Origin of the sequence: Pantoea leporis, assembly GCF_028048155.1 — a bacterium.
Lineage (GTDB): Bacteria > Pseudomonadota > Gammaproteobacteria > Enterobacterales > Enterobacteriaceae > Pantoea > Pantoea leporis.
Map to the genome: position 1 here is coordinate 72,183 of NZ_JALMEU010000004.1, position 12,533 is coordinate 84,715.

Sequence of the window (12,533 nt, forward strand, 5' to 3'; positions counted from 1 at the left end):
ACTTCACCCCAGGACGTTGAGAATTTCTGCTGTAATGCGGTTACCAATCTCACGCTCCTGCGCCACCGCGGTATCAACTTTGTGTTTCACGTTGTCGTAGTCGGCCAGCACCGTCTGCACTTTATCAATGAGCGAACCGTCCATCAGGCTCTGCACATCGGTGGCCATCTGCGGCAGGCCAAGCTGTTTCATCACGCCGAGCGACTTGTGCTCGTAGTTGATGGCCACGGCTGGCGTACCAAAGTTCATGGAGATGATGGCGGAGTGCAGGCGGGTACCAATGGTCAGATGACAATGGCTGAGGAGGATGCCGAGTTCGAGGTCGTTGAACTCGTCCATGATGACATGGTAATGCTCGGGATGCTCGACATGATCGCGCAACGTCAGCGCCACCATGCGGTCATCTTTGGCGTAGCTATCAATACCAGTACAGGTAGAGAAGGCAACCACCTGATAACCTTCGGCAATCATTGCGTTAATCACGCGGCCAAAGGCAGCTTCATACTCTTTCTGTGTTACGCCAAGACGTTTGTCGAACGGCGCCAGTTCACGCACGGTAATCGCAATGGTTTTGCGTGCGCTAATAATCGCCTGCCAGTGCAGCAGGTTATGGCTTGGATTAGCCACTTCACGCGCTTCAACCAGGAACGCGGTATCAACGCCCTTCTTCACTTTGCTGGTGGTCACGCCATCTTGCTTCAGGCGGTCGTAGCTCACCTCTTCGCGCAGCACCAGGCTGTCAACGCGATCAAAGACAAAGTTCGCCAGCGCATTAACGCGCGGGTTCTCGAACGGACCCACCGAGTGACCGACCATATGCAGCGGCTTTTTCGCCATCAGCGCACAGAGCGCGTGGTCGAATTGGGTCACGCCGTAGAGATCGACGAAGAACGAGCCGCCAACCTGAATAATCGCGTCGTACTGCGCAAGGCTTTGGGTGAACGCCGCCAGATGCGGTGGCACCGAGAAGGATTTGTACACGCCGCCTTTGCCAAGGTGCGCCATCATGATGTCCGGCATCAAGCGGTTCGCCACCTTGCGTTTCAGGCTGCCCACTAACCCTTTGCCCGACTTGCTGTTGTGCAGGAACAGGGAATCCTGCTGGATATCCTGCTGCAGTAAATAGCCAGAGCTTGTTGGATAACGGCTGATCACATCGATATCCAAATCCGCACGCGCGGATTTCAGTGAATCAATCAGCCCACGTAAAATCGCGCCATCCCCACGATTTCCACAGGTATGGTTTCCTACCAATAAAATCTTCATAAAAAAACTCCGGAAAAATTTTTGTAATTTTTACAAGCCGCCAATAGCTGCACTGGCAAAGTGAACTCTGATTCAAAGGACTGCAATGGGAGTAAACCCCAAAAAAGTGGTGCTAATTGCATTTCTATTCAGTACTGCTTACAAATTATGCACATTCCGTAGCGGCGCGATTTATCGCGCAATAAATTGCGCCGCTACGATTAGTGTGCGTTATGACTTCACGGCGAAATACGGCATAGCCACCTGCTCGCCATTGATTACTACCGAAATGAAACCTTTAGGTTCGCGCGTATCCACCTGTTCCGGCTTCAGCGCGCGCGAGGCTAGCAGCAGATCGCCCTGCTCGTTACCGCCGACGCCGGCTTTGCCGTTGTGCAGGCTAAAACGCTGCGGGGCCTGTTGCGCTGTGCTGCCCGGCGCGCCTTTGTCCATCACGGCATCAACGCGCGCGCAGCGACCGGTCAGGAAGCGATCCTTGGCGGTGCTTTTGATCAGCACAGCGGTGGTCGGCGTCCAGCCCGCTAACTTCACGAACACTTTGGTGTCGGTATCGGTGCGCGGTTCGAAACGTACCTCCACCACCGGCGAGCTACCTTCCGCTGACCAGCTGGCTTCCGCTTTGTTTTTCTTGCGCTGCAGATGAATCACCGCGCGTCCGCCGGTGCCTTTGCCGTCGATGACATCCATCAGCGGCTGATTGGCGGTGCCGTTATTGAACTGCGACTGACCAAATACCTCGATCTCCCAGCTATCGCCCACCGTTGGCGAGTAGAAGTTGCCGAGTTCAAACCAGGTTTGCTGATCGCTGTTGTTGGTCAGGCGGAAGCGCGAGGTGATGTAGTTGTATTTCAGACTGCCATCAATGGCGACGCCGTAAGATTCAACGCGCGTTGAGCCCATTTCCCAGATGTTCAGCCAGCGCTCGCCTTCCAGCGAGTTATCAATCCAGCTGCCCGACTGCAGATTGGTCTGGCGCATATTAAGGCGCGAGTTACGTGCGTTGAGCGGGTTCTTACAATCCTCAATGCTTAGCGCATCGACAATCCACTGGCCGTTCGAGATATCGCCAGGGAAATCGCTGTGCTCAATCCAGCCGTTATGAATGATGGATTGGCTGCAGCGCGGCAGATTCAACACCATGCCGCCTTTACAGTGCTGGGCGTTGAAGTTGGAGAGCTCAATCGCGGTACTGTGATCCCAGGCACCGGCCTTTTGCCCCGACCAGCTGGCTTTAATCACATCGCCGGTACAGGCGTTGGCGTACCACTGATCGATTTTGCAATCCAGCGTATCCAGCAGGCTGAGCGAAACGCCGCCCACCTGATTGAAGCGCAAGCAGGCACCACGGAAGAACTGGCCGCCCGGGCAGGTATTGCGGAACAAACCCTGTTTGTTCGGACGCTTGTCGGTGTTGCCGTTGAAATTCAGGTTGGAGATTTCCGTCCAGCGCGCATTCACCTGAAACAGGAATTCGGAGCGACCGTCGGAAACCAGCGTGGTCGCCGGGAAATAACCGAAGTTGACCATCGCGCCGGAAATGCGGAAGAAGCGACGTCCTTCGTCACCGAAATCACATTCAGAGACAAAGAAGGTGCCGGCCGGGAATTGCACGCAGATCTGCTGGCTGGCATCAATCGACCATTGATACATGGCTTTGATCGCCGGTGCCGTGTCGGTTTTGCCGTCGGCGATCGCGCCGAAATCAAACAGCGTCAGGCGGTTGAAATCTTCTACCACGCGACGCCAGGTAAAACCGTTGCCGCTGAAGTTCACGCCGCCATCATCTTTGCCATCGCCGAAGGTGCCGACGAACTCGCCGCCGCCCACTTCCAGCCCTTCGTGCCAGCTTTTCAGCTTGATTTTGGCACCGGCAAACAGCGGACGGGTTTTGCGCAGCTCTTCAACCGATGGGATTTCACCAATCAGCTGGTAGCCGTTCGGCTGCGCCAGACGCTGGCTGAAGTTGCTTTGATTGGGGCGCGAGACATCGCTAATGGAGAACAGCGTGTGGCCCTGATCGTCCTCCACCACCATTGAGTGCGCGGGATTGGCGATCAACGCCGCATTGTCGTGAATGAACTGGGCGAAGTTGCCCTTGTTCAGCGCAATCGGCTGGCTGATTTGTGACACTTTGCCATTGGCATCGCGCAGAAACACCGGGATCTGGTTGCCGGCCTGGCTGGCATCGCTGCCCGCTTTACCGATCCACAGTTTGCCCTCGAAGTTCTGCCAGAACTGCGGCGGCATGGTATAGACGTTTTCTGGCGTCAGAATCGGCACATCGCCTGCCGGTACGCTGGCGGGATCGACGGATTTTAACGTTGGCTGACCACTTTTTGCGGCGTAGCTGGAAAACGCACTCACTGAGAGCGCAGTAACAATCGAGGAGGCTGCGGCCTGCAAGACTTCTCTTCTTTTCATGCTTCAATTCCCGTGGTTGTGCGGCCAAAAAGGATTCCCGAGGCACGATAATTGTCGCTAAACAAGGGCGAGCCAGCTCTGCTTGATCTGATTACCGTCAAACTTGAGCGCGGTTTCTTTGGTTTTTTCACTCATGGCGTAGAACAGGCCATCATCACTGGCGAGCTGCTCCATCCGCTTGATAAAGGTGGTTTTGTCATTCATCGGCACCAGGAAGCCATCTTCACCGTGGTTGATGATCTCCTGCGGCCCGGTTGGGCAATCGTACGCCACCACCGGCAGCGACCAGGATTTGGCTTCCAGCAGCACCAGCGGCAAGCCTTCATAGCGCGACGTCATCAGCGCCATGTCGCTTTCGCGGTAGTAATCGTTGATGTTGCTGACTTTGCCGACAAAGTTAACGCTATTAGTGATACCTAACGCCGCAGCCTGATCGTGTAGCTGCTGACGCAGTTCGCCGTCACCGGCAATCACCAGTTTCCACTCGGGATGTTTCTTGCTGAAGTCGGCCCAGATATCCAGCAGCAGGTCGAAGCCTTTCTGGTTATCAAGACGTCCCACCGCCAGCGCCTGACGGCTGCGCGTTTGACGTTGAAACGCTTTGTACACCACCGGATTGGGGATTTGCTGGCTGGCAATATTCCAGCGGTTAAACACCTGATGATCTTTGTCGGTCAGGACGATCACCTGGTCGTAATAGCGCAGCATCAGCCACTTCAGCAGCTTAATCGGCTTGCTGAACGAGTTAATCGCAATGTGTTCGCAGGCATACGCCTTGAAGCGCTTCTTCTTCAGCGCCATCAGGTTCCAGAAGGCGAACATCACGCTCAGGCGACCCATGCTGATCAGGAATACGCTGTCAAAGCCTTCCTGATGAATGCTGCTAACGGCGCTTTTAATTGGGTTGCTGTGGCCTTCAAAGCTGACAATTTTTTTCACCCGTTCGAACGGATAAAAGGTTTTGCCATGGCCTTCCAGCGAGTAAATGGTGACTTCATGCTGCTCGCCGAGGCATTCAGACATAAAGTTGCAGATGTTTTCCGTGCCCGCATACGAGTAGGCATCTTTAATCACCAAAACGATCTTTTTCATACAATCCTTTCCACCTCAAAAATATATAAGCAGCTAAATCACCGTTGCGCTTAGCGGTGTTTTAAGGCAAAAAGAACCCCGTTCACCATGTACCATGTATAATAGTAATATACTTTTAACGGATTGTTTTTATAGATAATTCTTAATAATTCGAGGTGCCACTTCGCCGCTTTATTTTTGTTGCGCGACAGTGAATCGCCCAACTCGTAATAGTTGACCAGGGTTTTCTGGATCACGCGGGCTTGTTTGTAGCGGAGGAACAACTCATAGAGGAACAGGAAGTCTTCGTGGCCTTTACGCTGGAAGAAGATGCCCTGTGGAGGACGGCGAAAACACACCGAGGAGAAGCAAACACGATATTGCTTCTTCACGAAGTTTTCCTGCTGCAGGTAGGGTTTGCTGTAGTTGATATCGTGGTCAGCGGTTTTGGTTTTGTAGTGATAATGCGTGATCACGAAATCGTCGCCGGCGGCGATCGCGGCCGTCTGTTCGGCCAGTTTTTCGCGGTGCCATTCGTCGTCGCTGTCAAGAAACGCGATGATCGCTTCTTTCGCCGCGCGCAGCCCCACGTTACGGGTTTCGGCTGCGCCCTGATTGACCTCGTTGTCGAGAATGGTGATACGCGCGTCCTGACAATGTTCACGCACCAAGGCCAGTGAATCATCGGTGGATTTGTCGTTGATCAGGTAAAGATGCCAGTCGCTGTAGGTCTGGTTGATGATCGACTCAACCGCGCGCAGAACGGTATTTCGCGCGTTATACATCGGCATCACAATACCGACGGTGCCAACATGATTTGTCATTTGTCTACCCGGAGTTTCAGGAACCAAAAAATTGCCCCCGTGTAGGGAGCAAGTGAAAGTGTTTAAAAGTGAATCAGGAGACGGCTCTTCTGCCCGAGAAGCGCGACTTCACCTTATCGAGCAGGCGATTCATGAAGTAGGCGCGATTGTCACGGTTAGTAAGGAAGAAGTAGCGTGCAAAGCTGAGGCTGGCCTGCAGCGATTTACCATCCATCTTGTAGCGCAGCGGCAGCTTGAACGCCTTATAAGTATGGATGTCACGCGTGGTCAGATGCGGCTTCATGGTATCGAGCCAGAAGAAGGAGTATTTGACCGATTCGCCTTTGTGCTTGGAACCAAATTTGGTCACCAGATGGTAGGTTGCCAGCGGCTTATCGATCATCACGAAGGCGTAACCCATGCGATCGGCGCGGATGCAGAAGTCATAATCCTGATGGCGAATATAGCGCGCATCAAACTGGATCTGCGCCGCATCTTCGCGCTTCAGCACAATGGTGCTGGTTTGAATAAAGCCGTAACAGCCAAACAGATACTCGGCCACGGTTTCGTTTTTGCCGGGGGGTTGCATCGGCATCACCTTGAGGAAGCTGCCATCCTGATGGATGTTCACCTGACTAAAGATGACGTAGCGCGATTTGCCCTGCGCTTCCAGTTTGGCGATGGTTTCACTCGCCACCAATAACTTGTCCGGATGCCACTCATCGTCGGCATCGAGGAAGCTGATAAAGTCGCCGGTTGCCAGCTCAATACCTTTGTTACGGGCGCCAGCGCCGTTGAGTTTGACCTCAGACAGCTCCAGTTTGATAGCCAAATCCTGATAACGTTCGCTGCGTACCACCTGCGCCAGTTCAGACGCATCGGCCGATTTGTCATCAACAATAATGACTTCAAAATTGCGATAGGTTTGCGCTTTGACGCAATCTAGCGTCGTGACAATCGATTTCGACGCGTTATACGCGGGAATAACAATTGAGAAGCGAATCTCCTGCATTGCCAGCACCTCATTAAAAAAGTTACAAAATCAATGATATAACTTGTGGGCTCAAAAGAATAATGGGTGATGTCCTAATTTGTCGGCGAGGTCTTCATCGCCACTTTCTTCTTGTTGCTACTGCCGATAAACGGTTTCTCGACAAACAGATACGTCAATTTCGCCACATAGAACGAGGCGACAAAGAACAACGTTGAAAGCAAGGTGTAGAACAGGAACGAATGCGGATAGAGCGTTTCCGGAATCTGCTTAATGAAATAGAGCACCACACCGTGAATCAGATACAGGCTGTAACTCACCTCACCAATCGACATCAGGGTTTTGTTTTCCAGAATGCCAAACACCGCGTTGCCGCTGCTGACAATAAAGAAGATTACCGTCAGGCAGCAGAGGAAAATCAGATACCAGAAGGTGTTGCTGGTGAACGACAGCGAGAACAGCGACAGCACAATCACCGCAAAACCGGCCAGGCTGGAGGTTCTGTAGTGCGCAAACATGTCGCGATACTTATACGCCAGATAACCCATGGCGAAGCCCAGCACCGGACGCGGATCGGTATAGGTTTTGCCCCACAGACGCAGGCCAACCGCCACGCAGAAAATCACGCCGATCGAGCCGAGAATCAGCAGCGTTTTGTATTTACCTTTGGTGGCGCGGTTGAGCACGTAAATCAGCGGAATCGACAGGTACAGCAACCATTCGAGGCGCAGCGTCCATTCCACACCGGCGTTGACATCCGCAGTCAGGAAATCACCCATGCGGTAGCTGCCAATAAACAGCAACCACAGCACGGCATCTTTCACCGCCGTGAGGCTGTAAGTGAGGTCGCCCTGCACCACGCCTACCGCGATGATGACAAAACCGGAGAACCAGAACATCGGGACGATACGGCGGATACGCGACTTCAGCAGCTTGTGAGTCAGCTGCCCTGGCGTCAGGGTTTCATTATCCAGCCAGCGATAGAACAGGAAGGCGGAGATCATGAAGAACAGCAGTACACCGAATTTACCGGAGTTAACGAAGAAGTTGCCTTCGGAGAACCAGGCAAAATAGTCTTTATCGAACACCCACTGACCATCCAGCGAATAGATGTAGTGCGCGAAGTGTGAGAACGCCACGATGCTGGCCAGCAGCGCGCGCATGCCAGAGATACTTTTAATACCGCTACTGTTGTACACGCCTTTGTGGAAGGAGAATACTCGCAGAATGATTAGCGCCAGACAAAATGACAGCACCATGATTAATACATACATGTCAGCTCCTGAATCTGAGTTGGGTTAGCTGCTGTGCCGCGACAAAACGCTATCGAAAGTGCTGCTTAAGACGTTGAAGGTTCTTTCTGCTTTCTGCTTATAAAGCATCTCGTTCGGGTGAATGCAATCAGGCGACATCTCAGATTGCCAGTCACGGTTCTGCTTGATGACGCTGTACTGCTTCACAATCGGCACTTGCTGCTCTTTAGCCACTTCATTTAACTGATAAACATACGGCCAGACGTTCCAGCGCTCGGCTTTGCCACAAATGGGATTCGGTTCCTGTAACACCACCAGCTTGTTATTCGCCTTCGCGCCTTTGACCAGCTCGGTGATGATGCGCTTATACTCTTGCGGCGTTTCAATGCGCTCGCCTTTGTCTTTGAAGAAGTTGATGCGCGCATCGTTGATGGCATAGTTAATCAGAATCATGTTGGCATCGGATTTCGCCATGCGTTCTGACCAATCCATCGGCGTATTGTCTTTGTCGTAAACCAGCACCGAAACCTGTGCGCCCGGCATGCCGTGGTTCTTCACCTCAATGTTGTTGCCGTATTTCTCACGCAACATCTGCTGCAAAAAACTCACTTCATTATTTTTACTGAGGATATTGCGATTGCCCGACGCGGTAACGCCAGCGGTGGTGGAGTCACCGTAGGCGGCGATGATGAAGGTGCCGGGATGATCCTCTGCCTGCGCCAGTAGCGGCGCAGAGGTGATCAGAATTGCCAGTAAAGTCTTCCGCATATTTCCTCTCATCGGTTAATGAAACAATTTGAATTCACGAGCAACTTCATAGCCCACAACGGCCTGCTTCAGTGAGATCGTGTTGTAGTAGAGGTAATAAACAAGGAAGAAAGCGAACATCGCAAACATCGCGGGTTTCAGTACGCGTTTTGACTGGAAGATTAGCGATGTCAAAATAATCGGTTCGACCTGCAGCAGATAGTTCGACAGGCGCGCACCCGATGAGTAGTTGTAGAAGAAGATCCTGATGCCGCCGCCAATGGCAAAAGTGAGAATCAACAGGTAGTTCAGCTTCCACACGTCGTACTGTTCACGCTTGAGCTGGTTGCTCAGCATGAAGTAGACGAAGATAAACACCAGCATGATGTTTTTCAGGTTGGAGACTGACACCACGCTGCCGTCACCGGCATTCGAGGCTTCGTTACTGTAGCCTGCGGCCCTCTCGCCCATCGATCCCAGATGTCCGGCGATCAAGGCAATAAAGCCGGTCCCGCCCACCACCGAAAGTGGCACACTGAATATAATGATGGCCACCGGCCACCAGCGCGATTCCCGAATAAACAGGAACGGAATGATGGTCACCACCATTACTGCGGTGTTGTGGCTGAGGAAGGACAGAATAAAGAAGGCAAACGCCCACCAGTATTGCTTGAGGTAGATAGTCCAGATCACGCCAAGGAACAGCGCCGAGCTCAGGCCAAAACGAATCTGGTTTACATCTTTGTTGATAAAGATATGCGCCGAATAAAGCGCCAATGCCAACACCGGATACGGTGACATCTTTTTGAAAAAGATGGCGTTGGTTGAAACTGCCAGAATACTGAACACAAACAGGAACACGCTGGCATTGTGTGAAAACAGGCTGGTGATCCACGCGATAGCAAAAATCAGCGGTTCATAACGGAAGAAGGCGACGGTGTTGGCAAAACCGTTGACCTCAATACGGCGGACGAAGTCGGCAAAGAAGCTGCGATATTGATAGTCGTCCATCCCGGTACCGAGACCGCGAATACCGGCGAAAATAATCAGCGTGACCGTGGCGATGCACAGCAGGTAAGTCAGAATATGGGTGGTGCGTTCGTCTTTCTTCAACAGGATTTCGACCAGCGCAAGCAACAGCAAAAACCCTGATAAATACCAATATGGAGCCATGGTGTGATTCCTTAATTCCACAAGTTCTCGTGCCAGCGGTGGCTTTTAATGGCGTTATAGAGAGAATCACCTGTGTAAATCGTTGCGTGTCGTCATTCAAACGGTGCGATCAAAAGGGGCGGTCAACCCGCCCCTTTCTTCACCGGATTACCCTCATCATTAACTGTGAATGACGGGCAAATTAACTTTTGGTCGGTTTGCCATACTCGTAGTCGTAATAGTCGTAACCGTAACCATAAGAGTTGGCGGCTTTACGCACCACGGCGTTGAGGATCACACCTTTAATCTCAATACCGTTCTGGGCAAAGCGTTTGAAGCTGACATCCAGTTCTTTCGGCGTGTTGGTTTCGAAACGCGCCACCATCAGCGACGTACCGGCCAACTTACCGATGATAGACGCATCGGTGACCGCCAGAATCGGAGGCGTATCAATCAACACCAGGTCATAGTTCTTGCTCGCCCAATCCAGCAGCTCACCCATGCGACGATGCATCAGCAGCTCAGATGGGTTTGGTGGCACCTGACCGCGTGGCAGGAAGTCAAAACCGTACGGGCCTTTCTGAATCAGCGCCGGGCTGAACTCGGTTTTGCCTGACAACACGTTAGACAGACCGGATTTGTTATCGGCTGACAGCAGTTCGTGGGTGTAACCGCGACGCATATCACCATCGATGAACAGCACACGTTGGCCCGCTTTGGCGACCAGCGTTGCCAGGTTGGCACAGATAAAGGTTTTACCAATACCTGGGCTGGCGCCGGTGATCATCAGGATGTTGTTTTTCGCTTCCATCATCGCGAAGTGCAGGCTGGTACGCAGGCTACGAATCGCTTCAATTGACAGATCAGTTGGATTGCCCAGCGCCAGCAGCGTTTCGTGGGGATCGGTTTTCACCTTGTTGCCACGACGCGCCAGTGCTTCGGTATCTTTCTTACGTTGCCATTCTGACAGCGGTACGCTGGCATAGACGTTCATGCCCAGCTCTTCCAGCTGCTCTGGATTTTCGATGCCGTGATGCAGCAGCGCTTTCAGCAGCACCAGACCAACAGAAACCATCAGACCCAGAATCACGCTCGCCGCGATGATCAGCAGTTTCTTCGGTGCCACCGGGCTGTTGCCGGTTGCTGCGCCATCGATGATGCGTACATCACCCACGGTGCTGGCTTTACTGATACCCAGCTCTTGCTGACGGTTCAGCAACTGCATGTAGATTTCCTGACCAGACTGCACATCACGCGTCAGACGCAAGATCTCTTGCTGCGTTTGTGGCATCTGAGAAATCTTTTTATTCAGCTGCGCCTGCTCACCTTCCAGCGTTTTGCGTTTTTCCAGCAACGCGCGGTAGGTTGGGTGATCTTTAGTAAACAGCTGAGACACTTCGGCTTCACGGAAGGTCAGTTCGTTCAACTGGCTCTGCACGCTGACAGAAGAATCCAGCGCCGATTTCGCTTCCAGCGACAGGTCAACCGACTCGTTCTGGCGACGGAAGGTATTCAGCTTGTCTTCGGCATCATCCAGTTTGCCACGCACTTGCGGCAGCTGGTTGCGCAGGAATTCCAGGCTTTTTTCCGCTTGCTCAGATTTACGCTCAACGTTCTGCAGCAGGTAGTTATTGACGATTTGGTTCAGCACTTTGCTGATCTGCTCTGGATCTTCACCCAGATACTCCAGACCCAGCACGCCCGTATCTTTGCCTTTATCCGCAACGGTCAGGTTGGCCAGCACGGAGTTAATCGCCTGCAGCTCGTTCAGTTTGGTAACGCTGAAGCTGGTGCCTTCATCGGCATTGATGCCGCTTACCAGCATGGTCACTTCACCGTGCGTTTCCAGCTGACCAACTTTACCTTTGAACAGCTCATCACCGTCCGCTGACACGGTATACGAGTCAGGACCGGTCACTTCCAGTTCAACGGTACGTTTATCGATGGTGCGTGGAATTTCCAGGCGGGAGATGGCGACGGTTGATGGCTTGTTACCCATCAAACGCGACAGACCTTTACCAATCACCGGGAAATAGTTCTGGGTGACAACGGTGTCCAGACCCAGATCGTCAACGGTTTTACCGATAACCATGCGCGATTCCAGAATCTGAATCTCGGTATCGGACGCCGGCGTTGGCGGCAGAATGCTGTCTAACTCATTCAGTACTGAGCTGGCATTCTTCTGTTCAACCTGGACTAACGCATCCGCGCTGTAGATTGGTGTAGCAAACAGTGTGTAGAGCGTGGCTACCAGCATGAAGAAGGCGGTAACGGCAACAATGATCCAGCGATGATCAATCAGCTGTCCCACAAGATGCGCCAGATCCCATCCATTCGAATCTTCCTTTGGCGCGGTCATAACCTTGTTTTTGATATTCATGGATATTCCCAACTATCGGCTTAATACGTTGACCCATTTCTGGGTAGCGTTTTCCAGTAACCCGTAGACCTCTTCAAAGGCCTCGCGACTTTTTTTGTACGGATCCGCAATTTCCTGCTGATTGAGCCAGTGGCCAAGCAGCATGGTCTTTCCGCGTGCGGCTGGATCGATGCGATTCACCTGTTCAATGTGGCGCTTTTCCATTACCAGAATCAGGTCATAGTCACGGCACATGCTGGCCGTTAACTGCTGAGCCTGATGCCCTTCCAGCGACACGCCGTGTTCGGCGGCCACAGCCAGGGCTTTCTGGTCCGCCGGATAGCCTTGCAGCGCGCTGAGCCCTGCGGAGGCAATCCGGATGTTTGGTAGCGCGCGTTTGAACAGACGCTCCCCGGTGGGGGAGCGGCAGATATTGCCGACGCAGACGACTAACACGGACTTAATCATGG

Annotated in this window: 10 protein-coding genes; all 10 read right to left on the reverse strand. The window is 52.7% G+C overall.

The genetic code is table 11. The features are described from left to right. Positions 1–3: 3 nt before the first annotated feature. Positions 4–1,266 (reverse strand): colanic acid biosynthesis pyruvyl transferase WcaK, encoded by a 1,263-nt coding sequence (gene wcaK / locus MWH02_RS13105; protein ID WP_101763371.1) that lies wholly within the window; start codon positions 1,264–1,266, stop codon positions 4–6. A 210-nt stretch (positions 1,267–1,476) separates the two neighbouring features. Continuing rightward, positions 1,477–3,687, reverse strand: a complete 2,211-nt coding sequence (locus MWH02_RS13110) for a phage tailspike protein (RefSeq protein WP_217548634.1) — start codon at positions 3,685–3,687, stop codon at positions 1,477–1,479. Positions 3,688–3,744: 57 nt separating this feature from the next. After that, positions 3,745–4,779: a glycosyltransferase gene (locus tag MWH02_RS13115; protein ID WP_101763369.1), complete on the reverse strand. Its 1,035-nt coding sequence runs from the start codon at positions 4,777–4,779 to the stop codon at positions 3,745–3,747. A 50-nt stretch (positions 4,780–4,829) separates the two neighbouring features. Beyond that, complete coding sequence (locus tag MWH02_RS13120; protein WP_210081884.1) at positions 4,830–5,582, reverse strand: glycosyltransferase family 2 protein; 753 nt, start codon at positions 5,580–5,582, stop codon at positions 4,830–4,832. A gap of 73 nt (positions 5,583–5,655) precedes the next feature. After that, a complete protein-coding gene (locus tag MWH02_RS13125; protein ID WP_271460803.1) occupies positions 5,656–6,573 on the reverse strand; it encodes a glycosyltransferase family 2 protein in 918 nt (305 codons plus the stop codon). Between the two features lie 74 nt (positions 6,574–6,647). Then, the gene (locus MWH02_RS13130) at positions 6,648–7,826 is read right to left on the reverse strand and encodes an acyltransferase family protein (RefSeq protein ID WP_101763366.1); all 1,179 of its coding nucleotides are present in this window, start codon (positions 7,824–7,826) and stop codon (positions 6,648–6,650) included. Positions 7,827–7,850: 24 nt separating this feature from the next. Beyond that, positions 7,851–8,573 carry an SGNH/GDSL hydrolase family protein gene (locus tag MWH02_RS13135; RefSeq protein WP_271460804.1) on the reverse strand — a complete coding sequence of 241 codons (723 nt, stop codon included), beginning with the start codon at positions 8,571–8,573 and terminating at the stop codon, positions 7,851–7,853. Between the two features lie 15 nt (positions 8,574–8,588). Further along, a complete protein-coding gene (locus tag MWH02_RS13140) occupies positions 8,589–9,725 on the reverse strand; it encodes an EpsG family protein (RefSeq protein WP_137386120.1) in 1,137 nt (378 codons plus the stop codon). Positions 9,726–9,906: 181 nt separating this feature from the next. Further along, a complete protein-coding gene (gene wzc, locus MWH02_RS13145) occupies positions 9,907–12,084 on the reverse strand; it encodes a tyrosine-protein kinase Wzc (protein ID WP_192411528.1) in 2,178 nt (725 codons plus the stop codon). A 12-nt stretch (positions 12,085–12,096) separates the two neighbouring features. Continuing rightward, entirely contained in the window at positions 12,097–12,531 is a 435-nt protein-coding gene (locus MWH02_RS13150; RefSeq protein ID WP_101763362.1) for an arsenate reductase/protein-tyrosine-phosphatase family protein, read from the reverse strand. Positions 12,532–12,533: the final 2 nt, after the last annotated feature.

Bases quoted from the DNA above. Each gene is read 5' to 3' on its own strand.
- wcaK (WP_101763371.1), bottom strand. From the start codon at position 1,266: ATGAAGATTTTATTGGTAGGAAACCATACCTGTGGAAATCGTGGGGAT.
- MWH02_RS13110 (WP_217548634.1), bottom strand. From the start codon at position 3,687: ATGAAAAGAAGAGAAGTCTTGCAGGCCGCAGCCTCCTCGATTGTTACT.
- MWH02_RS13115 (WP_101763369.1), bottom strand. From the start codon at position 4,779: ATGAAAAAGATCGTTTTGGTGATTAAAGATGCCTACTCGTATGCGGGC.
- MWH02_RS13120 (WP_210081884.1), bottom strand. From the start codon at position 5,582: ATGACAAATCATGTTGGCACCGTCGGTATTGTGATGCCGATGTATAAC.
- MWH02_RS13125 (WP_271460803.1), bottom strand. From the start codon at position 6,573: ATGCAGGAGATTCGCTTCTCAATTGTTATTCCCGCGTATAACGCGTCG.
- MWH02_RS13130 (WP_101763366.1), bottom strand. From the start codon at position 7,826: ATGTATGTATTAATCATGGTGCTGTCATTTTGTCTGGCGCTAATCATT.
- MWH02_RS13135 (WP_271460804.1), bottom strand. From the start codon at position 8,573: ATGCGGAAGACTTTACTGGCAATTCTGATCACCTCTGCGCCGCTACTG.
- MWH02_RS13140 (WP_137386120.1), bottom strand. From the start codon at position 9,725: ATGGCTCCATATTGGTATTTATCAGGGTTTTTGCTGTTGCTTGCGCTG.
- wzc (WP_192411528.1), bottom strand. From the start codon at position 12,084: ATGAATATCAAAAACAAGGTTATGACCGCGCCAAAGGAAGATTCGAAT.
- MWH02_RS13150 (WP_101763362.1), bottom strand. From the start codon at position 12,531: ATGATTAAGTCCGTGTTAGTCGTCTGCGTCGGCAATATCTGCCGCTCC.